This window comes from Mariniradius sediminis (genome assembly GCF_021491425.1).
Lineage (GTDB): Bacteria > Bacteroidota > Bacteroidia > Cytophagales > Cyclobacteriaceae > Mariniradius > Mariniradius saccharolyticus.
Window position 1 is genome coordinate 1 of sequence record NZ_JAKEVZ010000026.1, and the last position, 25,495, is coordinate 25,495.

Annotated in this window: 27 protein-coding genes and 1 pseudogene; 21 read left to right on the forward strand and 7 right to left on the reverse strand. The window is 47.2% G+C overall.

The annotated features are described in order from the left end of the window. Positions 1-126 precede the first annotated feature (126 nt). The 9 genes and pseudogenes from L0U89_RS19635 to L0U89_RS19675 all read left to right on the forward strand — a co-directional run. Positions 127-723, forward strand: a pseudogene (locus L0U89_RS19635) (indole-3-glycerol phosphate synthase TrpC); the annotation flags it as partial. Further along, positions 720-1,346, forward strand: a complete 627-nt coding sequence (locus L0U89_RS19640; protein ID WP_234863087.1) for a phosphoribosylanthranilate isomerase — start codon at positions 720-722, stop codon at positions 1,344-1,346. The pseudogene L0U89_RS19635 and the gene L0U89_RS19640, both read left to right, overlap by 4 nt. Before the next feature lie 113 nt (positions 1,347-1,459). Continuing rightward, on the forward strand, positions 1,460-2,638 hold the full coding sequence (gene trpB / locus L0U89_RS19645) for a tryptophan synthase subunit beta (protein ID WP_234863088.1): 1,179 nt from the start codon (positions 1,460-1,462) through the stop codon (positions 2,636-2,638). A gap of 218 nt (positions 2,639-2,856) precedes the next feature. Then, positions 2,857-3,630 carry a tryptophan synthase subunit alpha gene (gene trpA / locus L0U89_RS19650; protein ID WP_234863089.1) on the forward strand — a complete coding sequence of 258 codons (774 nt, stop codon included), beginning with the start codon at positions 2,857-2,859 and terminating at the stop codon, positions 3,628-3,630. A gap of 3 nt (positions 3,631-3,633) precedes the next feature. Continuing rightward, complete coding sequence (gene aroF, locus L0U89_RS19655; RefSeq protein ID WP_234863090.1) at positions 3,634-4,653, forward strand: 3-deoxy-7-phosphoheptulonate synthase; 1,020 nt, start codon at positions 3,634-3,636, stop codon at positions 4,651-4,653. A gap of 174 nt (positions 4,654-4,827) precedes the next feature. Further along, positions 4,828-5,604 carry a phenylalanine 4-monooxygenase gene (locus L0U89_RS19660; protein WP_234863091.1) on the forward strand — a complete coding sequence of 259 codons (777 nt, stop codon included), beginning with the start codon at positions 4,828-4,830 and terminating at the stop codon, positions 5,602-5,604. Between the two features lie 133 nt (positions 5,605-5,737). Continuing rightward, complete coding sequence (gene hisH / locus L0U89_RS19665; RefSeq protein WP_234863092.1) at positions 5,738-6,340, forward strand: imidazole glycerol phosphate synthase subunit HisH; 603 nt, start codon at positions 5,738-5,740, stop codon at positions 6,338-6,340. A gap of 130 nt (positions 6,341-6,470) precedes the next feature. Beyond that, positions 6,471-7,190, forward strand: a complete 720-nt coding sequence (hisA, locus tag L0U89_RS19670) for a 1-(5-phosphoribosyl)-5-[(5-phosphoribosylamino)methylideneamino]imidazole-4-carboxamide isomerase (protein WP_234863093.1) — start codon at positions 6,471-6,473, stop codon at positions 7,188-7,190. Positions 7,191-7,334: 144 nt separating this feature from the next. Further along, positions 7,335-7,823 (forward strand): hypothetical protein, encoded by a 489-nt coding sequence (locus L0U89_RS19675; RefSeq protein ID WP_234863094.1) that lies wholly within the window; start codon positions 7,335-7,337, stop codon positions 7,821-7,823. A 29-nt stretch (positions 7,824-7,852) separates the two neighbouring features. On the opposite strand, the gene proC is transcribed toward L0U89_RS19675, so the two are convergent. Beyond that, positions 7,853-8,659, reverse strand: coding sequence for a pyrroline-5-carboxylate reductase (proC, locus tag L0U89_RS19680; protein WP_234863095.1), 807 nt, complete (start codon positions 8,657-8,659; stop codon positions 7,853-7,855). 170 nt (positions 8,660-8,829) lie between these two features. Between proC and L0U89_RS19685 the strand changes: the two genes are divergently transcribed. From L0U89_RS19685 to rfbB, 6 genes are all read left to right on the forward strand, one after another. Next, on the forward strand, positions 8,830-9,255 hold the full coding sequence (locus L0U89_RS19685; RefSeq protein ID WP_234863096.1) for a hypothetical protein: 426 nt from the start codon (positions 8,830-8,832) through the stop codon (positions 9,253-9,255). An 11-nt stretch (positions 9,256-9,266) separates the two neighbouring features. Next, a complete protein-coding gene (locus L0U89_RS19690) occupies positions 9,267-9,719 on the forward strand; it encodes a hypothetical protein (protein ID WP_234863097.1) in 453 nt (150 codons plus the stop codon). Positions 9,720-9,731: 12 nt separating this feature from the next. Then, entirely contained in the window at positions 9,732-9,932 is a 201-nt protein-coding gene (locus L0U89_RS19695; RefSeq protein ID WP_040479635.1) for a helix-turn-helix transcriptional regulator, read from the forward strand. Positions 9,933-10,037: 105 nt separating this feature from the next. Beyond that, on the forward strand, positions 10,038-11,210 hold the full coding sequence (locus tag L0U89_RS19700; RefSeq protein WP_234863098.1) for a glycosyltransferase family 4 protein: 1,173 nt from the start codon (positions 10,038-10,040) through the stop codon (positions 11,208-11,210). A gap of 81 nt (positions 11,211-11,291) precedes the next feature. Then, positions 11,292-12,344 carry an NAD-dependent epimerase gene (locus L0U89_RS19705; protein ID WP_234863099.1) on the forward strand — a complete coding sequence of 351 codons (1,053 nt, stop codon included), beginning with the start codon at positions 11,292-11,294 and terminating at the stop codon, positions 12,342-12,344. 44 nt (positions 12,345-12,388) lie between these two features. Then, a complete protein-coding gene (gene rfbB, locus L0U89_RS19710; RefSeq protein WP_234863100.1) occupies positions 12,389-13,438 on the forward strand; it encodes a dTDP-glucose 4,6-dehydratase in 1,050 nt (349 codons plus the stop codon). A gap of 51 nt (positions 13,439-13,489) precedes the next feature. Here rfbB and L0U89_RS19715 read toward each other — a convergent pair whose 3' ends face one another. Further along, complete coding sequence (locus tag L0U89_RS19715; RefSeq protein WP_234863113.1) at positions 13,490-16,657, reverse strand: VPS10 domain-containing protein; 3,168 nt, start codon at positions 16,655-16,657, stop codon at positions 13,490-13,492. 378 nt (positions 16,658-17,035) lie between these two features. On the opposite strand from L0U89_RS19715, the gene L0U89_RS19720 reads away from it, so the two are divergent. From L0U89_RS19720 to L0U89_RS19730, 3 genes are read left to right on the forward strand one after another with little or no spacing between them, the layout of a single operon-like run. Then, positions 17,036-18,211, forward strand: a complete 1,176-nt coding sequence (locus L0U89_RS19720; RefSeq protein ID WP_234863101.1) for a LysM peptidoglycan-binding domain-containing protein — start codon at positions 17,036-17,038, stop codon at positions 18,209-18,211. Between the two features lie 5 nt (positions 18,212-18,216). Beyond that, positions 18,217-18,771: a hypothetical protein gene (locus tag L0U89_RS19725; RefSeq protein ID WP_234863102.1), complete on the forward strand. Its 555-nt coding sequence runs from the start codon at positions 18,217-18,219 to the stop codon at positions 18,769-18,771. A 2-nt stretch (positions 18,772-18,773) separates the two neighbouring features. After that, complete coding sequence (locus tag L0U89_RS19730) at positions 18,774-19,544, forward strand: TIGR02757 family protein (RefSeq protein WP_234863103.1); 771 nt, start codon at positions 18,774-18,776, stop codon at positions 19,542-19,544. A gap of 129 nt (positions 19,545-19,673) precedes the next feature. Here the strand turns inward: L0U89_RS19730 and pyrE are convergent, their stop codons facing one another. Further along, entirely contained in the window at positions 19,674-20,318 is a 645-nt protein-coding gene (gene pyrE, locus L0U89_RS19735) for an orotate phosphoribosyltransferase (RefSeq protein ID WP_234863104.1), read from the reverse strand. 108 nt (positions 20,319-20,426) lie between these two features. Between pyrE and L0U89_RS19740 the strand changes: the two genes are divergently transcribed. Next, the gene (locus L0U89_RS19740; RefSeq protein WP_234863105.1) at positions 20,427-21,113 is read left to right on the forward strand and encodes an NUDIX hydrolase; all 687 of its coding nucleotides are present in this window, start codon (positions 20,427-20,429) and stop codon (positions 21,111-21,113) included. Here L0U89_RS19740 and coaD read toward each other — a convergent pair. The 4 genes from coaD to L0U89_RS19760 form a co-directional block, all read right to left on the reverse strand. Beyond that, positions 21,101-21,556, reverse strand: coding sequence for a pantetheine-phosphate adenylyltransferase (gene coaD / locus L0U89_RS19745; protein WP_008626322.1), 456 nt, complete (start codon positions 21,554-21,556; stop codon positions 21,101-21,103). The two genes, L0U89_RS19740 and coaD, sit on opposite strands and share 13 nt — an antisense overlap. A gap of 12 nt (positions 21,557-21,568) precedes the next feature. Beyond that, positions 21,569-22,336, reverse strand: coding sequence for a DUF3822 family protein (locus tag L0U89_RS19750; protein ID WP_369413262.1), 768 nt, complete (start codon positions 22,334-22,336; stop codon positions 21,569-21,571). 68 nt (positions 22,337-22,404) lie between these two features. Next, positions 22,405-22,986, reverse strand: coding sequence for a hypothetical protein (locus L0U89_RS19755; RefSeq protein WP_008626327.1), 582 nt, complete (start codon positions 22,984-22,986; stop codon positions 22,405-22,407). Between the two features lie 53 nt (positions 22,987-23,039). Then, positions 23,040-23,543, reverse strand: coding sequence for an NUDIX domain-containing protein (locus tag L0U89_RS19760; protein ID WP_008626330.1), 504 nt, complete (start codon positions 23,541-23,543; stop codon positions 23,040-23,042). Between the two features lie 15 nt (positions 23,544-23,558). Between L0U89_RS19760 and L0U89_RS19765 the strand changes: the two genes are divergently transcribed. Together L0U89_RS19765 and L0U89_RS19770 are read left to right on the forward strand one after the other, a co-directional pair. Further along, complete coding sequence (locus L0U89_RS19765) at positions 23,559-25,013, forward strand: ATP-dependent DNA helicase (protein ID WP_234863107.1); 1,455 nt, start codon at positions 23,559-23,561, stop codon at positions 25,011-25,013. 10 nt (positions 25,014-25,023) lie between these two features. Next, positions 25,024-25,416 (forward strand): DUF1573 domain-containing protein, encoded by a 393-nt coding sequence (locus L0U89_RS19770; RefSeq protein ID WP_008626334.1) that lies wholly within the window; start codon positions 25,024-25,026, stop codon positions 25,414-25,416. The last annotated feature ends 79 nt before the right edge of the window (positions 25,417-25,495 follow it).

Here is a 25,495-nt window from a genome sequence, read left to right on the forward strand (position 1 = left end):
CTTAAAATAGGCAAAAATTACTACTTAAACAACTGTATATCAATATTTTAAACAATTTGTTAAGCCTTCGGTTACCAAAAACTAAATTAATTTGTATCTTCCGTCAACGAGTTGTGCAACAGGCACATCGGCTACATGCAGGCTGGCGCTTCGGCATTGTCTATACTGACTGACCAACATTTCTTTGGCGGAAAAAACGAAGACCTCACCTTGGCCCGGAAGTTCAATTTCTGCCCCATCCTCCGAAAGGACTTCATCATCGATGAATACCAAATCCTCGAAGCCAAATCCATCGGTGCGGATTGTATCCTGCTTATTGCAGCGGCACTCGAACCAAAAAGGCTGAGTGGATTGGCCGAGTTTGCACATTCGCTTGGGATGGAAGTCCTGATGGAAGTACATGACTTGCCAGAACTTGAGTCTTCCCTCAATCCACACTTGGATTTGGTGGGTGTAAATAACCGCAGCCTCAAGACATTTGATGTTTCATTGGACACTTCGTTTTCGCTCGTGGATCGAATTCCAAATGAATTTGTCAAGATTTCCGAAAGCGGAATTTCCGAGCCCGAAACCTTAGTCCAACTCAAGAATGCTGGTTTTCAAGGGTTTTTGATTGGAGAAAACTTCATGAAAACCAGTCGTCCACAACAGGCCGCGCTCAATTTCATGAATGCCTATCGCAACCTTTTGGCACTACAAAAGGATATTCAGGTACTGCCATGAAGTTGAAGGTCTGTGGCATGCGGGATCCGGACAATATCCGTGATTTGGTGGAAGTGGTCCAGCCAGATTGGATGGGTCTGATCTTCTATCCACCTTCGCCAAGGTTTGTCGAAAATGCGCTTGCTGAATCGATCCGGAACTTCAGGGTGAACAAAGTAGGTGTTTTTGTCAATGCAAGCATGGAGGAGATAAGCGAAAAGGTCGGCTTGTTTGGTTTGGATGCGATCCAATTGCATGGGGATGAAAGTCCTGAATTTGCGAACATGCTGAAGGAAAAAACGGGCAAGTCGGTTTGGAAGGTGTTTTTGGTAGGGGAGGAGATGGATTGGAAAAGGCTTCTGCCCTACCAAAATGTCGTCGATTGCTTCCTTTTCGATACATTTTCCAAAAGCCACGGGGGAAGTGGAAGGACATTCAATTGGGACTTGTTGCTGGATTATCCGTTGTCGACTCCATTTATGCTTAGCGGCGGCTTGGCAATTGAACACGCGGAGGCGATCAAGGATCTTCAGGCCAGAATACCCCAAATGCAGGGAATCGATATCAATTCCAAATTTGAAACCAAACCTGGGGTAAAGGATATTAGCTTAGTACGAAAGTTTTGGGATTATTTAAAGACATAAGACACAAGATTCAAGACTGAGTGCTTTAGGAAGATGAAATTAATGGGCAAAATCTATTCATGTTTCTGACTCCATATTTCCTGCTTCCAGCATAGGTCGTTAAACATAAAATCATGATACAGATAGACGAAAAAGGCTTCTATGGCAAATTTGGTGGAGCCTACATCCCCGAAATGCTGCATCCCAACATCGAGGAACTCAGGGAAAACTGGGAACAGATCGTAGCCTCCCCCGACTTTCAGGAGGAATTTCAGATGCTGCTGCGCGATTTTGTAGGCAGGCCGACGCCTCTGTATTTTGCGTCGAGGCTTTCGGAAAAGCACGGAGCGAAGATTTACCTCAAGCGGGAAGATCTTTGCCATACGGGCGCCCACAAGGTCAACAATACCGTTGGACAGATCATCTTGGCCAAAAAGCTTGGGAAAAAGAGGATCATTGCAGAGACAGGCGCCGGCCAACACGGTGTGGCGACGGCGACCGTGTGTGCACTGATGGGGATGGACTGCACGGTTTACATGGGTGCCTTGGATATCCAACGGCAGCGACCCAACGTGGAGCGGATGAAGATTTTGGGCGCCAAAGTTGTCCCTGCCACTTCCGGCAGCCAAACCCTCAAGGACGCCACCAACGAGGCCATGCGCCAGTGGATCAATAATCCCGTCGACACGCATTACATCATCGGTTCGGTTGTCGGTCCCCATCCTTATCCCGAGATGGTCGCCCGCTTCCAATCGGTAATTTCCCAAGAAATCAAGTCCCAACTTTTGGAAAAAGAAGGAACTCCAAATCCGGATATCGTCATCGCCTGTGTTGGTGGTGGCAGCAATGCGGCGGGGGCATTTTATCACTATTACAACGTGCCGCAGGTAAGGCTTATCGCTGCCGAGGCAGCGGGCTTGGGCATCAATTCGGGAAAATCCGCTGCCACAACGGTCTTGGGTACGCCCGGTGTATTGCATGGGAGCAAGACTTTACTGATGCAGACGGAGGACGGGCAAGTGGTTGAGCCACATTCCATTTCGGCCGGTTTGGATTATCCAGGCATCGGGCCGGTACATGCGCACCTGCATGATATCGGGAGGGCCGAATTTGTGGCTGTGGAGGACGAAGACGCCATGAAGGCAGGCATCGAACTCAGCAGATTGGAAGGCATCATTCCCGCCATCGAAAGTGCCCACGCCATCCATGCCTTGAATATGATCCAATACCAAAAAGACGATGTCATCGTCATCAACCTATCGGGGCGTGGCGACAAGGATTTGGAAACGTATATCAAATGGGGAGGATATTGAAAAGTTCGAATTACGAAGTTTAAAGTACGAGGCAAGAAACATGAGACAAGAGCCTAGAAGCGAGAGACAAGAGCCGAGAATCAAAGAGCCGAGAGAAAGGCGACAAGATCCTTGAATCAAAATTCGCATCTCATTAATTCGATTTCGGTCATTTAACTTTCTTCTTCCGCCATCAGTCCCCGTCTCATTTCTCAAATCCAAATCTCACGTCTAAGCAAATGAACCGAATAGACCAGTTATTTCAGCAAAAAAAACAGCGTGTGCTGTCCATCTATTTTACTGCGGGATTCCCGCATTTGGAAGATACGCTCCCCATCATGGAGGCGATCCAAGCCGCAGGTGCCGATATCATCGAAGTCGGTGTGCCGTATTCTGACCCTATAGCGGATGGACCGACCATTCAGGATAGCAATATGGTTGCCCTGCAAAACGGCATGAGCTTGAAGAAGCTTTTTTCACAATTGGAAAAAATGCGAGAAACGGTTCAAATTCCAGTAATCCTAATGGGATACCTGAATCCGATCATTCAGTTTGGGATAGAGGATTTTTGCAAAAAATGCCAAACCGTCGGCGTAGATGGCCTCATCCTTCCCGACCTTCCGATGCAACAGTATTTGGACGATTACAAGGAAATGTTCGACCAATATGGCTTGCGGAATACCTTCCTGATTTCGCCCCAAACCAGCGCAGCCCGCATTCGTGAGATCGATGAGAAGTCCAATGGATTTATCTACATGGTTTCCAGCCATAGCATCACAGGCGCCAAAGCCGATATCAGTGGAGAGCAGATCGAGTATTTCAACCGGGTAAAATCCATGGAATTGAAAAACCCGCGCTTGATCGGGTTTGGGATTTCTGACAATTCCACATTCAATACTGCCTGCATTTACAGCCACGGTGCGATCATCGGAAGCGCATTTATCAAGACCATCAAAAACAGTCAAAACCTGAGCGCTGATATCATCTCCTATATCCGCTCTGTAATCCAGTAATCCATGATTATCCAACTCAAAGAATCCATTTCTGATAGCCAAAAAGATTCCCTGATTGCAGAGGTCAACAAAATCGGCTACAAAACCACCGAGGTCAAGACCCAATTGGGGGATTATCTTATTGGCATCGGCAAGAAAGATTTTGACATCCGCAAAATCGGACAAATGGAAGGCATCCAAGACATCCATATCGTGTCGGATGAGTACAAGCTTGTTTCCAAAAAATGGAAGGTCAGTCCGACCACCATTGACCTCGGTGACGGGGTTTGTATCAAGGACGGCGACATGGCCATCATCGCAGGACCCTGCTCGATCGAGTCCGAGGACCAAATCAAAAAAGTGATAGCCCACCTACAGGAATCCGGCATCCGCATGATGCGGGGCGGTGTTTTCAAACCAAGGACAAGCCCTTATGCTTTTCGAGGCATGGGCATCGAGGGCTTGAAACTATGGCATGACTTGGCATCGGCCGCGGGGATCAAGATCGTCACCGAAGTGATGCAGGTGTCCCAAATCGAGGAAATGTATCCCTACACCGACGTTTACCAAGTGGGCGCAAGAAATACTCAAAATTTCAACCTTCTGGACGAATTGGGAAAGGTGGACAAAGCCGTAATGATCAAAAGGGGGATTTCGGGGACCATCGAAGAACTGTTGCAGTCCGCTGAATACGTCTTTTCCGGCGGAAATGAAAAACTCATTCTTTGTGAACGGGGAATCCGTACCTACGAACGCGCCAGCCGCAATACCCTCGATCTCAATGCCGTCCCAATCCTCAAAGCCAAATCGCACTTACCCGTGATCGTCGATCCCTCCCATGGCATCGGTATCCGTGAGTATGTGCCCCAAATGGCCTTGGCAGGCGTGATGGCCGGAGCGGATGGCATCATCTACGAAACCCATGAGGTGCCCGAAAAAGCCTATTCCGACGGACAGCAAACCCTTGACTTCGCACAAAGTGCCCGTCTGGCGGACTGGATCCGAAAAACATTCGAGATGCGGAAGGGGTTTGAGTTATTGTAGGGTTAGGAGGTTTGAGTTTGAAAAAGTTGGGAAGTTTTAAGTCTAATGGGTTAATTACCATTGATGCAAATACCAAAACTTGTAACCTTTCAACCTTATAACCTTATAACTCTTTAACCTTTCAACCTTTTGCGCTTTCGCCTATCTTTACACCCAAACCCAAATATGCTTACCATGAATAAACCCAAAGACTGGGTCTTTTCGGACCCGAGATTAAAAGCCATGCGGCAGGACTATGCGGCCTACACGGAGGAGGACTTCAAAGTCTGGAGGATCCTTTTCGAAAGACAGATCGTCAATCTCCCCAAAGCAGCATCAAAAGCTTATCTGGATGGAATCAAAACCATCAATTTCACCGCCGACCGAATCGCTGATTTCGAAGATGTCAACAAAAGGTTGGCAAAGTCCACGGGCTGGGCGATCCAAGTGGTGCCAGGTCTGATTGACGACGACTTGTTTTTCGGGCTGATGAACAACAAGCGCTTTTGCTCCTCGACTTGGTTGCGAAAGATGGAGCAGTTGGATTACCTCGAGGAGCCGGACATGTTCCACGATGCATTTGCACATATGCCCATGCTGACCAATCAGCATTATGTGGATTTCCTCGAAAATCTCAGCGGAATTGCGCTGAAGCATATAGACGATAAATGGGCCATTGAACTGCTGTCGAGAATCTATTGGTTTACAATCGAATTCGGACTGATTCGTGAAGAAGGTGAATTGCGCATTTATGGCGCAGGAATCCTAAGTTCGGCGGGAGAGACCAAGTTCAGTCTTTCCGATACACCTGCCCACCTTCCATATGATGTCAGAAGGATCATGAATACGCCATACTGGAAAGACAAATTTCAGGACAAATACTTCGTCATCGACAGCTATGAGCAATTGTACCGTTCATTGCCGGAGATTGAGGAAGTGCTTGAGGAAATGGTCGCGGAGGCAGCCAAATGAGTCGATAGTCGATAGTCCATGGTCAATAGCTGGATTTTCAAGAAGTTTCAAATAATTGGGGAGTATTTCTTCATCTGTTATCTGTAAATCCATCTCACGTCTCAAATCTCACGTCTCAAATCTCACATCTAGCATGCAGGTAGCAGTCATCAAATACAACGCAGGCAATGTCCAATCGGTCCTTTACGCACTGGAAAGGCTGGGCGTCGACGCTGTCTTGACCGACGACTTTGATACCATCCAAAAGGCAGATAAGGTGATTTTCCCGGGGCAAGGCGAAGCGAGTACGGCCATGCGTTACCTGAAGGAAAAGAAGCTCGACCTCTTGATTCCCCAACTCAGACAGCCCTTTTTTGGTGTTTGCCTGGGGCAGCAGCTCCTTTGCGAATATTCAGAAGAAAACGATACGCCGTGCTTGGGTGTATTTCCGGTCAAGGTGAAGCGCTTCATTCCCGAAAGCCATGAGGAATTCAAAGTGCCTCATGTCGGATGGAACAATCTCTTTGACCTTGGACACCCACTTCTGAACGGATTGGATGAAACGGCATTTGTGTACTATGTCCACAGCTTTTTCTGCGAGCTATCTGATTTTACCATTGCCAAAACCCACTATATCCATGATTTCGCGGCGCTCATGCATCGGGATAATTTCTACGCCATGCAGGCGCATCCAGAGAAGAGTGGGAAAGTGGGGGAACGAATTTTGGAGAATTTCCTTAGGATTGGTGAAAAATAGCTATTGGGTTATTGAGTTAATGGTTGGCTAGCCACCTTTCTAACCCACTTCACAGGTCATCCAACATCGCTCATCAGGCACCTTTCTAGCATTTTCTCATATCTTGTATCTCACATCTCTCGTCTAGACAATGCACATCATCCCAGCCATAGACCTCATCGACGGACAGTGCGTCCGACTCACCCAAGGTGATTATTCCCAAAAAAAAGTATACCATGACAGTCCATTGGAAATGGCCAAGCGCTTCGAGGATGCCGGCATCAAGCGCCTGCATTTGGTCGATTTGGATGGTGCCAAAGCAAAGCGGATTATCAATGGGGCGGTCTTGAGATCGATTGCCTCAGGCACCTCGCTGAAGGTAGACTTCGGAGGGGGTGTGCAATCAGACGATGATATTGCCTTGGCTTTTTCACTTGGGGCGCATCAGGTAACGGGTGGGAGCATCGCAGTGAAGAACCCGGCACTTTTTGATTCTTGGATTAAGCAGTTTGGCGGCGAAAAAATCATCCTAGGCGCAGATGCAAAGGACCGTAAAATCGCCGTATCAGGCTGGCAGGAAACATCCGGTGAGGAAGTGATTTCATTTATCAAAAAATATTTCGCTAAAGGGCTATCCCATGTGATTTGTACCGACGTGGCCAAGGATGGCCTGTTGCAGGGACCTTCGCTCGATTTGTACCGGGATATTTTGTCCGAAATTCCGGGAATCCGGCTGATCGCGTCTGGTGGTGTTTCCGGTGTAACGGACCTGGAGGACTTGCAAAAGATCGGGGTATATGGCGCCATCGTTGGGAAAGCTTACTATGAGGGGAAAATCACTTTGGAACAATTGGCAAGCTTTGAGGCCTGATTTTCTGTGTCGACATTGACACACTAATCCATGCATTGAAACAATTCACGAAATTGGGCAAGATTTCCTAGCGAATCTTTGCTTGCAAATACTTATTCTTTCTAATTTGGTTCGAAGATTTTAACTTCTATAATCCAAAAAATCATGAAAAAAATTCTTTTGTTTTTAGTCTTTGTTGCGGGAGCATTCCAAGCAACAGCCCAATCAGCAACCAGTATCCATTCCAAAGGAATCGAGGGTTGCTATACAGATTATTTAATTGCATTTTCCGAAAGGGGCGCCAATCCGGTAACCGACGGGCAACACGATGTGGTCATCAGCGTCGTTCACCAGGGGAAAAGCGAGTGCTATTTTGGGAAAGCAACGGTAAAGGGAGGTAAGCTTCAACGACCCGTTTTGATCCAAAAAGACGACATGTCTTTCGTTCCGATGAGTTCGATGTTCAGAAGCTTGGATCCCGAGTGGCTCGAAAAACAGGATAAAAACACCTATGACGAGGTGAATGACGGCATGAGTACCGTGTTTTTGACCCAGGATAAATACGAGATTAGGCTGTTTTTCTACACCTTTATCCATCCTAGCCAAAGGGCCAACAGGAAGGCGCCGCCAGCAGATGTATTGTTGAAGAAATAAAAAAAGCCGGGTAACCGGCTTTTTTGTATCTATACCTTTTCGATTTTTTCGTACGAGGCGAGTACCCCACGGACCATCGCTGCCGAAAATCCCTGGTGCTCCATCTCATTGAGGCCGACGATGGTACAGCCTTTGGGTGTGGTGACTTTGTCGATGGCTTCCTCAGGGTGCATGTTCTTTTGGATCATGAGTTCCGCTGCACCTTTCACAGTTTGGTTGACAATCAGGCTGGCAGTCTTGGCGTCAAAGCCTATTTGAATCCCACCTTGTATCATCGCCCGCATAAATCTCAAGACATACGCAATCCCGCAGGCACCGAGGACCGTTGCAGCTTCCATCAGACTTTCATCGATGGTGATGCTGAATCCGATGCTGTTGAACAGTGATTTGACTTGCTTCTCATGGCTTTCATCGCTGTTTCTGCCACAAATGCAGGTGATCGACTCCCGAATATCCGCGGCAATATTGGGCATTGCTCGGAACGCGACAGTTTTTGGGTCGAGAACCTCAAACATTTCGTCCAAAGTAATACCCGTGGCCAAGGAAATGACTACCTGTTTTTTTGGATCCAAGACGGGATTGATTTCCTTCAGAATTGAATTCACGTTGTACGGCTTCACGCCCAAGATCACCAAATCAGATTCCTGGGCTGCCAACGAATTGTCAGAATGTACCCGCACACCTTTGTCCTGAAAGTGCATTAGGCTGGAAGGGTTTCTCTTGGTGACGTGGAGATTTTGTGGAATAAAGTCGGGCTGGTCCAGAAGCCCGTTGACGATCGAAGTGCCGAGATTGCCACAGCCAATGATGGCAATTCTAATATTTTCCCAGTGCATAGCCTTAGGGTTTAATGGTTTGGAACTTAAAGGTAGAAAGGAATGGGCATTTTATTGGTTTTTGGAGAAAATGATTCAAGAGTTTTTTGCCCATAGAATATTTTTTTTATCAAGAAAACTTGACTCAATGTAAAACATACTTTACATTTGGTAAAAATATCTTTACAATTATGAAAACATTCTCACTATTACACGTCCCCATGTTGGACAGGAGATGGAGGAAACTGGCCTTTCTCTTTTTTCCGGTTTCAGTGCTTTTGGTAATTGCGATGGCAATTCTCCGTACAGGTATCGATCCCGACCAAGCTGCGGAGATTATTTACCTGGGCTGGGCCTGTGGTTTGACACTGCTCAATCTGAGCAAGGAGAAAGTCGAGGACGAGATGATCAAGACGTTCCGGCTTCAGGCATTCCATACCGGGTTCTTTTGGTTGATGTGCGGTTTGGTGGCGGTATTGATAGTCAATTACTTCCGGTTCGGAAGCATCCATGCGGAAGCTATATCCGCCGGCATGGTGCTCTTTCTTCTCAATCTCTATGTTTGGGCTGCTTTCGAATACCAAAAGTGGAGGTCCAACGAACAAAATCCATCATAAATCCTAAAATCATGTTGACTAAATTCCTCCTGCCCTATCCGCTGAAGTTTGTGGGTTTGGCGCTTTTCCTGCCATTGGCCCTATTGCTGGTGCTTTCCGGCGTTTATGAGTTTGAATTGTCATGGCTTACTTGGGATGGATTTCGCAAGGAAGGAAATCTCTTCTATGGTTCGGACGAGAATTTTACCTACGAAATCGCCTATGTGGGCACGTTTTTGTCGCTGTTCTTGATAGCTTTTTCGAAAGAAAAAATCGAAGACGAGTACATCCAAAAACTGCGCCTGGACAGCCTGCTGTTGGCTTTTTACCTTTATTCACTGATTTCCATCGTCGGGACCTTGGTGTTTTACAGTTTCGACTATCTGTTGTTTATGGGCTACAATACATTTTCGCTTCAGGTTTTCTTTATTGTTAGGTTTCGCTGGGTGCTGATGAACCAGCAAAAGAACCTTCTCTTGGCTTAATCTCTGAAGGTGATGAAGAATTCCCTTAAGGTGGAACGGGCAAAAAAGGACATGACCCAACAGGACTTGGCCGAACGGATTCAGGTATCCCGTCAGACGGTCAATTCGATCGAGGCGGGTAAATATGTGCCCTCGACCGTTTTGGCCCTAAAGATTGCCAAAGTTTTTGACGTCGGCGTGGAAGAGATTTTCCAATTGGAGGATGGCGACTAGCGTACTTGTGGCAATGTGTGAAAGTTCCGCACTCCAATCGTCGAATTTTCAGTGACATCAAAACAATAAAAGGTTAACTTTGGCCGTCAAAACACAAAAAGCTGTATGCCAAAACTTATCCGTATCACGACAGTCCCCATTTCTTTGAAATTGCTTCTTGCCGGGCAATTGAAATACATGAAAGAGAACGGATGGGATGTCTTGGCTATCAGCGCGGACGGCAAAGAAGTCCGCGACGTGGTCAAAAGGGAGGGTGTAGAACACCGCGTTGTCCCTTTGACAAGGCAGATCACGCCTTGGCAGGATATGATTTGCCTTTGGAAACTTTACAATTTGTTCAAGGAAGAAAAGCCCGACATCGTCCATACACATACCCCCAAGGCAGGACTTTTAGGCATGTGGGCTGCAAAGTTGGCCGGAGTTCCGGTAAGGATTCACACAGTCGCCGGACTGCCGCTAATGGCAGCTGAAAAAAACAAAAAAGGTCTGTTGGTATGGGCGGAAAAAAAGACCTACGCCAACGCTACCCATGTATGGCCAAATTCCCCGGCTTTGAAAGATTTTATTGTCAAAGAGGCATTGTGTGCCGAGGATAAGCTCAGCGTCATTGGCGAAGGTTCTTCCAACGGAGTCGATTTTTCCCGATTCAATCGTGATAATTTGAAGGAAAACCACCTCGTGGCAGCTACGATGCGCATCATGCCCGGAGAAAATGACTTCATCATTCTGGCTGTTGGCAGGCTGGTCAAAGACAAAGGAATCGAGGAATTGGTGACAGCCTTCTTGAACTCAAAGATTGCAGATCGTGCAAAGTTGGTGCTTTTGGGTTCTTTTGAACAAGAATTGAACCCGATTTCAGAGGAGATATACAAGAAAATCGTCGATCACCCACGTATCGTACAAATCGAATGGACCGACCATGTGGAGCATTATTATGCCTTGGCAGATGTCTTGGTGCATGCCTCGCATAGGGAGGGTTTTCCAAATGTCCTTTTGGAAGCAGGTGCGATGCAGTTGCCCGTGATTTGTTCCGATATCATGGGCAATTCGGATATCATCACCAACAGAAGGACTGGGCTGGTTTTTCAAGTCAAAAACAGCGATTTCCTGAAGGAGGCACTGGAGTTTGCCTTTGTAAAAAGGGATTATATGCAGACTTTGGCAGGGAATCTTTACGCGGAAGTTTTTGAAAAATACCAGCGTCCTTACGTCCATCAATTGATAGAAGAAAATTACCGAAAACTACTGGGAATCGAAAAAACGCAAAAGGTCGGATAGTTTTTTGGACAAAAAGTAAGTCTGTTTTATACAATTTGAAATTTAATTTGTTTTTTAGCGGTTGATTTTAACCGCATCCAAATGAAATTTCTTGTTACTGGTACAGCCGGATTTATTGGTTTTCATGTTGCTCAGTATTTACTAAACAGAGGTGACGAAGTCGTAGGAGTCGACAACATCAACGATTATTATGATGTAAATTTGAAATACCGACGATTGGAACATTGCGGTATAGAGAAGTCCAAAATCACAGAAAATCAAGGAATTAAATCAACGAAGTATCCGGCGTACACTTTTTACAAGCTGGATTTGTCCAATAAAAAGGCACTCACAGAGGTGTTTGACAAAGAGGGAATCGATGTTGTCATCAATTTGGCGGCCCAAGCGGGCGTAAGATACTCCCTCACCAATCCGGATGCCTACATAACGGCCAATATTCAAGCATTCTTGAATATTCTAGAAGCATGCCGTGCGTTTAAGATCAAGCATTTGGTGTATGCATCGTCCAGTTCGGTATATGGTGCGAATACCAAAATGCCCTTCGCCACGACCCACAATATTGACCACCCAGTCAGTCTTTATGCCGCGACCAAAAAGTCCAACGAACTGATGGCGCACACCTACAGCCACCTGTTTGGTATTCCAACGACCGGATTGAGGTTCTTTACTGTATATGGGCCTTGGGGAAGACCAGATATGGCATTGTTCCTGTTTATAGAGGCTATGTTGGCCAACAAGCCGATTGATGTGTTCAACCACGGAAAGATGAAAAGGGATTTCACCTACATCGACGATATCGTGGAAGGCATCGTCCGTGTTGCTGACCGACCTGCGAAACCTAACCCTGAGTGGTCAGGCGACAACCCGGATCCAGGGTCTTCCTATGCGCCGTTTAAGGTTTACAATATCGGTAACTCCAAGCCGGTGGAATTGATGGATTATATCGGCGCTTTGGAGAAGGCAATCGGGAAAACAGCCGAGAAAAACATGCTTCCGCTTCAAATGGGTGACGTTCCTGCCACGTATGCAGACGTATCGGACTTGATTCGGGATACGGGTTACAAGCCCAACACGCCTGTGGAGGAAGGTGTTGCGAAATTTGTCTCTTGGTACCGAGATTTTTACGGAAAATAGCATAGCATACTTCCTTTTGGGATAATTCTCCGACATTTGTTTGCATGAAAAAAAACATCCTCATTACCGGAGGGGCCGGCTTTATCGGTTCCCATGTGGTAAGGCTTTTTGTCAATAAATATCCCGATTATCGAATCATCAATCTTGATTGTCTCACATATGCAGGCAATTTGGAAAACCTTCGGGACGTGGAACATGCCCCGAATTATATTTTCGAGAAGGTAGATATCCTTGATACCAACGGCCTCAAACAGGCTTTTGAGAGACACTCAGTTACTGACGTGATTCATTTGGCTGCAGAGTCCCATGTAGATCGGTCTATTTCCGATCCTTTGGCTTTTGTGAAGACCAATGTGATAGGGACGGTCAACTTGCTGAATGCGGCCAAAGATTTTTGGAAAGGCGCTGATGACCGCTTGTTTTACCATGTTTCCACGGATGAAGTGTATGGTTCCCTGGACCATGGCGGCTTCTTCACGGAATCCACCGCATACGACCCTCAGTCTCCCTATTCAGCTTCCAAGGCTTCTTCGGACCATTTCGTCCGGGCCTATGCGAATACCTACAAGTTGCGCACGGTCATTTCCAATTGCTCCAACAATTACGGCCCCAATCAATTTCCCGAAAAACTGATCCCACTGTGTATCCACAATATCCGCAACAACAAGCCGCTTCCTGTGTATGGGAAAGGCGAAAATGTCCGCGATTGGCTGTATGTAGTAGATCACGCGCGGGCGATTGATGTGGTGTTTCACAAAGGGAAAATAGGAGAGACCTACAATATCGGTGGGTTTAATGAATGGAAAAACATCGATATCGTCAGGTTGCTTTGCCAGAAAATGGATGAGAAACTAGGTAGAAGTGCCGGTACCTCTGCTAATCTGATCACCTTCGTCAAAGACAGGGCGGGCCACGACCTGCGCTATGCGATCGACGCTTCCAAAATCCAGCGGGAACTTGGCTGGGAACCTTCGCTGCAGTTTGAGGAAGGTATCGGCAAAACCATAGACTGGTACCTCGCTAACGAAGATTGGCTGGACCATGTCACCTCAGGAGCCTATCAGCAATATTATCAAGCGCATTATGGAAAATAAAAAACCCCGGCCAAACTGGCCGGGGTTTTTTATTCAGGACACTTGTGTTTATTATTTTATCTCCACTTTTTCTATCTCCTTGAAGATGTCGATTTGGGTGGCTTGGGCCTTTTCTACAAATGGTTTCCAGTCATTGTCCATGAAGGCGTTCCAGACGACCATGGCTTCCTTAGCGCTTTCCTTAGCTTGGTCAAGAAGACGCTGTTCCGTTGGGCCAGGGGCACCGAATGACGAATTCGCATAGCTTCGTGGAGCGAAGAGCCTTGACATCGTCGTAGGATAGAGTCCACGGGTGATTCCCTGGCCTTCGATCGTCGGACCGTAGAACGCTTCCCTGGTTTTGTCCACTTTCTTCTTGGTCTCGTTGGCCATTTTCACCAAGGCTTTCACTTCTTCTGTGTCAATATCCTTGGCATAGGCTAGCAGCTTGTCGATGGTGCGCTTGGCTTCATCGAGCTGTCTCGTAGCCTTCATCACATCTCCTGAAAGCGATTCAACTTCTTTGATGAAATTCTCCCTTGCCTTCAGATTGGCCATTTCAGCTTGGATTCTTGGGTCACCATGGACGGTGATTTCCGTCTCTGATTTTTCTCCACCATAGGCTATTGCAACCCGGTATTTGCCAGGCAGTGTGGGACCTCCGCTTGGTTCAAAGAATCCCCTGGAGCGAGCGCCCTGACCTCCGCCGCCACCGCCACCGAAGGATGGGGTTTCTACGGAGGATTTTCTGTCAAGATTCCAGATTACTTGGTTCACACCTTGAGTCGGTAGCGATTTGATGGTGCGGATTTGCTCGCCCTCGGCATTGTAGATCGAAATGACCACCGAGTCAAGTTTTTCCTTGCCGGCATCGTTGAGGATGAATCCCAATCTGCCGCCAAAAGGCCTGTTTTCGCCCGCATACTTGGCGCTCGCCGCAAATCTTTCACCGTGCGGCTGATGGATTTGGGCTTGGTAGGCATCGGGAGAAGGCAAGGCAGTGATTTTAGCCGCTGGAGCCTTGCTAGAGTTTCTGGCAAATTCACGCAAAGGTCGGATATTGTCGAGTACATAAATGGAACGGCCAAAGGTACCAATCACCAAATCAGCCTCCCTTTCCTGGATGACCATGTCGTAAGTCGATACTGCATTGGGATAGCCGTGTCTCCATTGGTTCCAGGTTTTGGCATTGTCGAAACTGACATACAATCCGAATTCCGTGCCGAGAAAAACCAGGTTCGGCTCTACGGGATCCTGCACAATGGAGAGCGTATACCCGCTTACCTTGCTGTCGTCGGCAATCCTTTCGAAAGATGCACCATGGTTTTTGGTGCGGTAAGCGTAGGCACTAAAGTCATTGTTCCTGTAGTTGTTGGCAATGATCCATGCTTCTCCGGCATTATACCGGGAGGCTTGGATTTGCGGAATCCAGCTTGCCTTGGGTAGTCCAGTCAATTTGGCGGATGTGTTGGTCCAAGTTTTTCCGCCGTCCTTGGTTACTTGTACGTTGCCGTCGTCGGTTCCCACCCAAATCACGTTTGGATCTACCGGACTCGGCGCAATGGCAATGATGGTGGTATGGTTTTCGGCACCCGTGATATCATAGGTCAACCCCCCGGTTTCTTGCTGCTTCTGCTTTTCGGGATCGTTGGTTGTCAAATCGGGAGAGATGATTTCCCAAGTCTCGCCCCTGTCCGTACTCTTGTGTAGGAATTGGCTTCCGTAATAGATCGTCGCCGCGTTGTGCGGATCTTGTGCAATGGCTGCATTCCAGTTGAACCTCAGGAAAACATTTTTATCTGGATGGGTTGGGCGGATAATGCGACGGTGGCTGGTCTCCTTATCGAACCTCGCTACGTTCCCACCTTGGGACATAGCGTAGCCAAACCGAGAGTTTTCAGGGTCGGATACAACATCAAATCCATCTCCAAACATGATTTCCTGCCAATAGGTATTTCTGATCCCATCTTGCCTCCAAACATAGGCTGGTCCTACCCAGCTTCCGTTATCTTGAAGACCGCCGTAAATGTTGTAGGGGATTTCGTTGTCCACATTGATATGGTACCACTGTCCGACAGGAATGCCTTCGGCAAAAAGCCAGGTCTTTCCACCGTCACGGGTCACGTTCAAACCGCCATCGTTGCCATCGATCATCATCTTCGGATCATGCGGATTGATATACCAAGCATGGTGGTCGGGGTGTACACCTTCGTAGGAGAGCAGTTCCTTGAATGATCTACCACCATCCTCACTGATGCCTACCCTTGAATACAAAGTGTATAACCTGTCAGCATTTTTGGGATCAGCATAGATTTCATAGTAATAAAATGGACGGTCACCGATTTCCGGCTTGTCATTGATGACTTTGAAATTGCTGCCCCCATCTTCGGAGACGTAGAGGGCATTTTTGCTGGATTCGATGAGTGCATATACTTTTTGGCTGTTGGCTTTCGACATTGCCAAGCCCATTCTACCCAAGTCACCCTTTGGCAAGCCGTTTTTGTCGTCCAGTTTTTTCCAGTTTTCCCCGCCATCAATGGTCACATAGAGTCCAGAGGATGGGCCTCCGGATTTGAAAAACCACGGATATCTGCGGTGCTCCCACATATTCACAAAAAGCTTGTTGGGATTATTGGGATCCATGATCATCTCGCCGACGCCTGTCTTGGTATCGACATAGAGGATTTTCTTCCAAGTTTTTCCGCCATCCGTGGTCTTGTACACGCCACGGTCCTCTTGCTCACCCCATGGAGAGCCAATCGCTCCCACGAAAACCGTGTTTGGATCATCTGGATGTACGATGATGCGGTGGATGGCCTTGGTTTTTTCCAAGCCCATCATCTGCCAAGTCTGTCCTGCGTCAAGGGAACGATACACGCCTGCGCCCATATTGAGCGAGTTTCTCGGGTTTCCTTCTCCCGTGCCGACCCAGATGATGTTGGGGTTTTTCTGGTAAATGGAAATCGCGCCTATCGAGTGAACCTTTTCTTCGTCAAAAATCGGCTCGAAAGTGACCCCTCCCGAGGTGGATTTCCAAAGTCCACCGGAAGCAGATCCGGCGTAGATGATGTTGGGATTCTCATGGACGGCATCGATCGCCGTAATCCTGCCCGACATGGCGGATGGCCCAATACTCCGGGCCTTCATGTTTTTGAACAGTGACATGTCGACCTGCTGGGCAAAGAGACTGCTTTGCAAGGGCATCAGACCCACCAAAGCCAGCAATCCCCAGAAGTACATTTGGGTAAGTATTCGTTTTTTCATGGATTGATGTAGGTTTTAGGATGTTAAATAAAGTCAATTCCAATCATAAAAATAACATATTCACATGGGGGGATTTTACATTGGATAAAAGGGGGAAAAGATAATCCCAACCCTGCTTTATTGACTTTTCCAGATTTCTTGGCTCGACAGATTGGGAACGGCGGAAATTTACTTTGCCGAATTAGTAAAGAAAGGTGTATCTGGAACGACCTCAAATTTTAACCTTTCGTATCAAAACCTAAAGTGTTTCGTTGGTAAGGTTTAGGAAAAGTAAGGCGGACACTCCGCATCCTTTCCTTGGAATTGAAAAAATAAAGCGGAACTTTGCACACGCTTTAAAGTACCGATTAATCCATGAGAAAAACATTTGCTTTGGGATTTTGCCTTTTGCTGAGCCTTGCTGTCAACGCCGCCGATTACTCTTCGCTGGACTCGGTAGGAGTCGAAAAAGTGGGGGACAAGTTCTTCATTATTCACCAAGTAGACGAGAAAGAAACGCTTTTTGGCATCTCACGCCGGTATCAGGTTTCGGTAAATGAAGTGGTGCAAACGAATCCGATTCTTTCCGAGGGCCTCAAAATCGGTCAGCGTATCAGGATCCCCTACACGCCCAAAGCAACCACTCCAACCCCCGCGCCTGCTACGCCAAAGCCTGCGCAGCCTGCCACAACTACCCCAAGCGCGGGTTCAGTAATCCATACCGTAGCGCAAGGGGAGACCATGTTTTCGATTTCAAAAAGATACAATGTCGCGGTCGGTGACATCATCAGCTGGAATAAGCTGAGTGGATCTGATCTTGCCGTTGGGCAAAAACTTGAAATCCGTACCAATGCAGCTTCCGCGAAAGCTTCCGCTACCGTTCCTGCTGCAGCGACTACACAGCCGAAGCCAAGTCAGCCTCTCGAAAACAGGCCTTCAACTCCTGCACCGCAAAACCAGAATATAGAGAAGCCTGCCGCACCAACTCAGGTGGCAAACAACGCTCAACTTCCTGGTGATTGGATTACCCACACGGTAGCTCAAGGGGAAACGCTTTTCTCCATTTCCCAGAAATACAACAGCTCTGTGGATGATATCCGTTCTTGGAATGGACTTGGCTCGAATAGCATTTCTGTAGGTCAAAAGCTGAAGGTCGGGCGTGAAGCAAATTCCAACGTTCCGGTCGTGACTGCTACCGTTCCGGTCATTGTCAATAATGAAAAGTCCTCTGCAACGCTGAGTTCTTCCTCATCGGAGCGAGTCGACCCGAATGCAAGCACGGCTTACAAAAACATTAAGGAAACCGGCTTGGCGGAGGTCATCGAGGGTACAGCCAACAATAAAAAGTATCTGGTTCTACACCGCGATGCGCCTGTCGGCACGATTATGCGCGTGCGTAACGAAGAAAACGACATTACCATTTTCGCAAGGGTGGTCGGGAAACTCCCTGACACAGGCGACAACAATAAATTGGTCATCAAGTTGTCCAAAGCTGCTTATGACCAACTCCGGGCGGTGAATCCTAGATTCCCGGTAGAAATTTCCTATTGATCCAAATGCAAAAAATTTCCCTCTTCTTCCATTACTTTTTTCGATTTATCTGGAATGCCGTTTTTGTCATATCCTATCCGATCATTGCGACATTTGGGATACTCTTCATTGGGCTCACCTACGTGTTTTCCGCAATATCACGGCTTTTGGCAGGTCTGAAGAAAGGTAAGGAGGAACAGTCATACAAAATGACGGATTGGGTACCCTTGCCACAGGCAGAGAGTCTTTTGGAAGCAAAGCCGTTCAAACAGATCGTATTCGGACCGACTTGCTTCCAACTTCGTCGCGTAGACGGCGTACCCTCGGTTTTGCAGGATCACATTTTTGGAAGTAAGGTGAAATTCATGGAAGAGGGCTTGCTGCTTGAAAAATGGAATACGACTGATTCCAAACTGTTACCGGATTTTGACATCTGTCTGTACAATCCGGATAGGGATACTTTGACCCCATTGACCACGATTAAGTGTTTTGATTGGCACCTGTCGGGCAAGGAAGACAACCGATTACAGTTCAAGTGGTTTGATGGCATACAAGGTGGGGAAGTAAGTGTTGCCATTTGAAGATGGATCTGAAGGATTTTTTGGACCAAAAGGTCGCACAATTCAATCGACCTGGATTTATAGACTTGGATCCGATTTCGATTCCACATCATTTCTCCAAAAAACAAGACATTGAAATTGCGGGCTTTTTTGCGGCTACCCTCGCTTGGGGTCAGCGCAAAACCATTGTCCTAAAGTGCAATGAATTGCTTCGCTTGATGGACAATGCACCCCATGATTTTGTACTGAACCATACCGATGCAGACCTGAAAGCCTTGCTGAAATTCAAACACCGCACGTTCAACGACCTCGATCTACTTTACTTTGTGCGGTTTTTCGCTTGGTACTTTCAGGAAAACGATTCCTTGGAAAATGCTTTCTGCATCGGCCTGCAAGATGAGCAAACCGAAATGAAAACCTTACTGACCAACTTTCACCGCTTGTTCTTTAACCTGCCCGAGGCGCCACAAAGAACCAAAAAGCACGTCGCAACTCCCGAACGCAACTCAGCTTGCAAGCGGATCAATATGTTCCTTCGCTGGATGGTCCGGAAGGACGACAAAGGAGTGGACTTTGGGATTTGGCATAGAATCAAGCCGGCACAATTGATTTGCCCCTGCGACTTGCACGTGGACCGGGTTGCCCGAAAATTAGGGTTGATTCAAAGAAAGCAAACCGACTGGCAAACCGCAGTCGAATTGACCGAGAGGCTGAGGGAATTTGACCCATTTGATCCAGTAAAATATGACTTCGCCCTATTTGGGCTTGGCGTTGAGGAGAAATACGGAATCTGAGTGTCGCTCATCTGGTTTTCAGCTTTTACCATAGAGGAACAAAATTTGAATGATCCCGAGACAAGCGTAGCTCCGTTAATCGCACTTTGCGACTCCAACTTCGTACTTCTAACTTCTACTCCCGTACTTTTACTTTCCCCATTCCCCTGGATTTTTCCGCCATTCTTGCAGGGAAGCCAAGGTATCTTGGTCAATGTAATTGTTGGCAATCGCCTGCGGCAACATGGAGGAATAATCACTCAAGCAGACCAATTCGACACCTGCTTTTTCGAAATTTTCAGCCGCCACGTCAAACCCATAGGTAAAGATCGCGACCATTCCCAGCACTTCAAATCCGGCTGCTTTGAGGTCCGTGACCGCCTTCAGGGAACTGCCACCTGTTGATACCAGGTCCTCTACCACGACAACTTTTTGCCCCGGAGTGACCTTTCCTTCAATCATGTTTTCCATTCCGTGACCTTTGGGGCTTGACCGCACATACAAGAATGGCAGGTTCATTGCATCAGCCAAAAGGGCCCCCTGTGGGATTCCTGCTGTCGCGACTCCAGCCACAGCTTCGATACTCGCGAAATTCTTTTGTATCGCATCCTGAAGATAATGCTTGATAAACGAACGGACGGCAGGGTAGGAGAGCGAAAGCCTATTGTCGCAGTATATCGGAGATTTCCAGCCGGAAGCCCAGGTGAAAGGTTTTGTAGGTTGAAGACGTATGGCTTCAATTTCAAGAAGCCTTTGGGCAACGGCGGAAGCGATTTTGGGGTCGAAAATTTTCATGCGCCAAAATTAGGGGATTAAAAATTGGTGCCCGTTGTGCAGCCTGAAAAATTTATGCATTTTTGGCCCAACCAGTAGCCAAAAAGGGACTTTCAAAACACCCGCGCCATGAAGATTTTTGTCAACGACAAGCCTTTGGACGTATTCACGCCGGAGGAATTGCCTGCAGATAGAACTTTTGAAGTAATCTACGACCATCCTTCCGATATTCCCGCGACAGGGGAGTTTCATGATGATGTCTTGATCATCGAGCCTTCCCGTGATGTGATCATCAAGCTCTTGTACTTGATGAGGACCCGAAAGCTTAAGAATCTTGACTCGGTGACCTTGGTCAGTAAGGAAAAAGAAGATACAAAAAAATTCATCAAAAGCCGATTTACCGTCATCAAGGCTGCAGGCGGCGTAGTGACCAAAGACGACAAGGTGCTGTTCATTTTTAGATTGGGAAAATGGGACATGCCCAAGGGGAAGTTTGACAAAGGCGAATCACCAGCAGCCTGTGCCTTGAGAGAAGTAGAAGAGGAATGTGGTATCAAGGTGCGTTTGGGTTCCAAAATCTGCAAAACCTGGCATACCTATACGCAGGATAGAAAGAGCATTTTGAAAAAGACCTATTGGTTTCAAATGGATAACATCTCAGATGCCAATATGAAACCCCAAAAGGAAGAGGGTATCGAGGATATCCGCTGGATGACGCATCAGGAAGCGAAGACAGCCTTGGTCAATTCCTATCCTTCGATCCGGTATTTGTACAAGCAATTTCTGAAAAAAGTCCCCAAAGCCTACAAGCTGTAAGGGAGGTAGGGGGTCACATCTCCACCGTACCGATGGACTTCGCGAATGATCGTGGAACTTACCGCAGCAAATTCCGGAGAGGTGATCAGAAAAACCGTTTCCAATCCAGGATATAGGTTTCTGTTCATTTGGCTGATTGTGTTTTCATACTCAAAATCAGTTGTGTTACGGAGTCCACGAACCAAAAATCTGGCACCTTCACTTTTCGCAAGCGATGAGGTAAGTTCGTTATACACAACCACTCTTACACGGTCATTTCCAATGTAGATGCCCTTGATTTTTTCCACCATAAGCTCGATATCGAAGTATCGGTTTTTCTTCGCGGAATTGTAGCCAATACCGATGATTACTTCATCAAAAATCTCCAGACTCCGCATAACGATGTCATGGTGTCCCTTGGTGAAAGGGTCGAACGAACCGGGGAAAACGGCGATTTTCTTCATCAAGATTTAAGGTTAGGGCAGTACCCAATAAGATTCAAAAAGGGACCTTTGTTGGAATTCTTCGGTTCCTTCCAAGTATTGGATGTTAGGGTGAGGCGTGCTGATTTTGAAATTTCTAAAATACGTTTCGCCCCAGGCTTCATCAATCCCCAGCGATTCACAATCACCGTAAACCGTCACCCTGCAGTGGTTGCGGTTGAAACCCATTTGTTGAAGGATTCCCATCAAGTAGCGGAGCACGTCATCTTTGGTGTATGCCTCAAACCGGTTGAAAAGAACAATCTCCTGTTTGGAGAAAGCTGCCAAATAGAAAAAGCTATCGTACAATACCAGCAGGATTTCCTGATCAATCAAATTGAATTTTTCCTTGAGCGCATAGGAAAGAAAGCATGACGCTCCGTGGTGGAAATAGGTGTCGGAATAGCCTGATTGCAGGGCATCCGAAACAGCCTCGTCTATCGAACCTACCAGGTGCAGTGTGTTGCTCTCGAGGCTGGTTTGAAACAACTTGTCGCCCTCCTTCGGCTTTTCGGCGAAGAAGAGATAAACAGAAAGCAGACTCGCATCAAACAAAATTCCGGGAACAAGAGAAAACGATTCTCCATAATGGAAGACCCTTTTGGGGACTTCCAACCGGAGCAATTTGTCTTCTTTCAGTTGTTGGAGGAGCCGGCGTTGGTTGTCGAACGTCATTTGATGGATCGCAGCCACTTTGCCGTTGATGTCCCGGGCAAACAGGAAATAGTGATCCTTAAACAAGAAAAGCGATAAATTTGACACCTGAGCGGTATCAAATTTATCGCAATAAATTTTTTCGGGACGTGTATGTACAGCCTTTATAGCCAAGATTACTCCCAGTTGCCTGAAGTAGATGAGTCGGTCCTTGATCCGATGCGGAGGGCTTTCTCTTTATTGTTCAACCTTCTTTTCGGATTCATCGGATCTGGGTCACGAATCTCGAAAACGGGTATTTGTCTCTGTGTTCTTTCAACCTTGTCAGCGAAAAACTCAAACTGCTTTCCTCCGGACCCTGGCACGATGTGAAGATTTTCCAAGTTGAAGTTTGGATACCTCCTCTCGTTGAAGAGGGAATCCATCACCATCACAGAACCCAAAGTGTCCAGTGTGACCGTGATTTCTTCTTTTCCGTATTCCAAAAGCTTGGTGGTCTCAGTTCTTTGCACAATCCAAATTTTCCCGTCCTGGATGAACTTCTTCAACTCATCCCAACTTCCTGCATACTGACCATTGGACGCAAGGTAGGCGATCTGGGCATCCCTAAGCATTTGGAGCTTTTCAATGATACGTGCCTCAGTCGCCGCAATGAGTTTTTCCTGCTGCATGACGTCATCCACACTCTTGTAAAGCAAATAGCCCAAGCCCAAGGCTGAAACAAGGAATACAATCGATAGAATTCTCGTTAGTGTCATTTTTTGGATTGATTAGAACTTAAGGTAAGGTTGATGGTATTAAGAATCGGTTGCTATTTTATTGAAATATTTTCAAAATTAAAATAACCTTTCCACAATCGCACATCATTCAAGGATTTTATTCCCCAAAACAGGCGGTGTTTTTCTTCCTTTTTGATGGACGCCAATTTATCGATGTCCAGAAAGTCAATTTCGGTGATCAACTGCTTTTCTGCAGCCAACTCGGGGTCTATTCCCTTCACCAGGTTTCCTCCGATGACATGTACCTCAAAATACAGCTCCACCGCATGGAGTGGTGGCTCCAGAAATTCGAAATTGCAGAGAAACTGGCCCAACTCGACTTGAAGGCCTGTTTCTTCCAAGAACTCCCTGCGTAGGTTTTCTTCGACAGAACTGCCAAACTTCATCCCGCCACCGGGAACATTCCAGAAATACCGACCCTCTCCCATATGATGCTTGATCATCAAAATTCGGTCGTCCTGAATCAGCACGCCGTTGACCCGAAGCCGTAACCTCCCGCCAAATTTTTCCTCGATTTCCTTTTTCAAAATTGTCATGCTAGATTCGAGCCGATGGACGCTAAAGATAAGCACGAGCCCGATCTGCCCTTGCGACTGCTGAAAAGAAATTTTCCACATGAGCCTACCCAAGGGCAAATGGAGTTTTTTAGGAGGATGAATGATTATCTTACTGTGGAAGCAAGTGGCGACCGGATTTTCCTGCTTAAGGGCTATGCGGGTACGGGAAAAACTTCCTTGGTTTCCGCGTTGGTCAAAACCCTTCCCAAACTTAAACTCAAGTCGCTACTCTTGGCGCCGACGGGCAGGGCCGCCAAGGTCATGGGCAACTACAGCCTTCGATCCGCCTTTACCATCCATAAGATTATTTACAAGCCCAAAGGAGAATTGGGAGACGGTGGCGCGGGATTTGTTTTGCAAAAGAACTACTCCAAAAATACGGTTTTCATCGTCGATGAGGCCTCGATCATTTCAGATGAGTCATTCGGCGGAAGGTCGCTTTTGCGCGATTTGATACGTTTTGTACTCCAGGAACCCAGCAACAGCCTCGTGATGGTGGGCGATATGGCTCAGCTGCCACCGGTGGGGAGTTCGCTCAGCCCTGGATTGGATGGGGGCTATCTCAAGCGGCATTTTGGACTCATCGTGACCGAGACGGAACTCCGCGAGGTCATGCGGCAACAGTTGGATTCGGGAATTCTTTTCAACGCCACCAAGCTGAGGAACGAGATATATCAAGCGAAACCGGCTATACGGATGCAGACCTTGGGATTCAAGGATTTTTATAAAATGACTGGTGAAAGGCTCGAGGACGGACTCCGTTATGCCTACGAGAAATACGGAATTGAGCAAGCCATAGTCATAACCCGCTCCAACAAGGCCGCCGTACAGTACAACCAATACATCCGCCGGAGTATCCATTTTCATGACGATGAACTCGCGGCGGGCGACTTTCTGATGGTCGTCAAAAACAACTACCTCTACATGGCCGAGTCCGAGCGGGTAAGCTTCATCGCCAACGGGGATTTTGTGGAAATCATGAAGGTGAGGTCATTCGAGGAAATGTATGGCTTCAGATTTGCTACCTTGGAACTTCGGATGGTGGACTACCCGGATGCGCCCTACTTCGAAGCTAAAGTGCTTTTAGATACCCTCTATTCCGATGGGCCCTCATTGACTTCGGAGCAGTTTCGATCGCTTTACCAGCAGGTAAGCGCGGATTATGCCGATGTGGCCGACAAAAACGAAAGGATGGAATTGATTAAAAAAGATTCTTATCTTTCGGCCTTACAGGTCAAGTTTGCCTATGCCCTCACCTGTCACAAGGCCCAAGGGGGACAGTGGGAGGCGGTTTTTGTGGACCAAGGCTACCTGACCGAGGAACAGGTCAACTCCGACTTCCTGCGATGGCTGTATACAGCGATGACCAGGGCGCGAAAAGAGCTGTTCATGGTGAACTTTCATCCCAGATTTTACATTAATTACAACGAAACAGAAAACCAAACTTAACTTAATCCCTATGAAAAAGTCCATTTTACTTCTGTTGGTTAGCTTGGCGTTTGCGGGTCAGGCGCTCATGGCACAAGGCACAGGCCCTGTGATTGAGTTTCAGGAAAAAGCCAGAGATTTTGGCGACATCACCCAAGGCGACAAGGTAGAGCATACGTTCGTGTTCAAAAACACTGGCGATGCCCCGCTTCTGATCCAGAACGTAGCCGTCACCTGCGGCTGTACGGCGCCAAACTGGCCCAAGCAGGCCATTGCGCCCGGAGCGACAGGAGAACTGAAAGTAGTCTTCAACTCCGCAGGCAAGCTCGGGAAACAGAATTCCGTGATCCGGATATATTCCAATGCCTCCGAGCCGATTGAAAAGGTTTCCCTGATTTCCAACGTGCTGCCAAAAGGCAGTTGATCGGTGACAATCAAAATAGAAAAGCCAGTCGTTGCGAAACGGCTGGCTTTTTCCTTTCTGTCGTATTTTGGAAATTGTT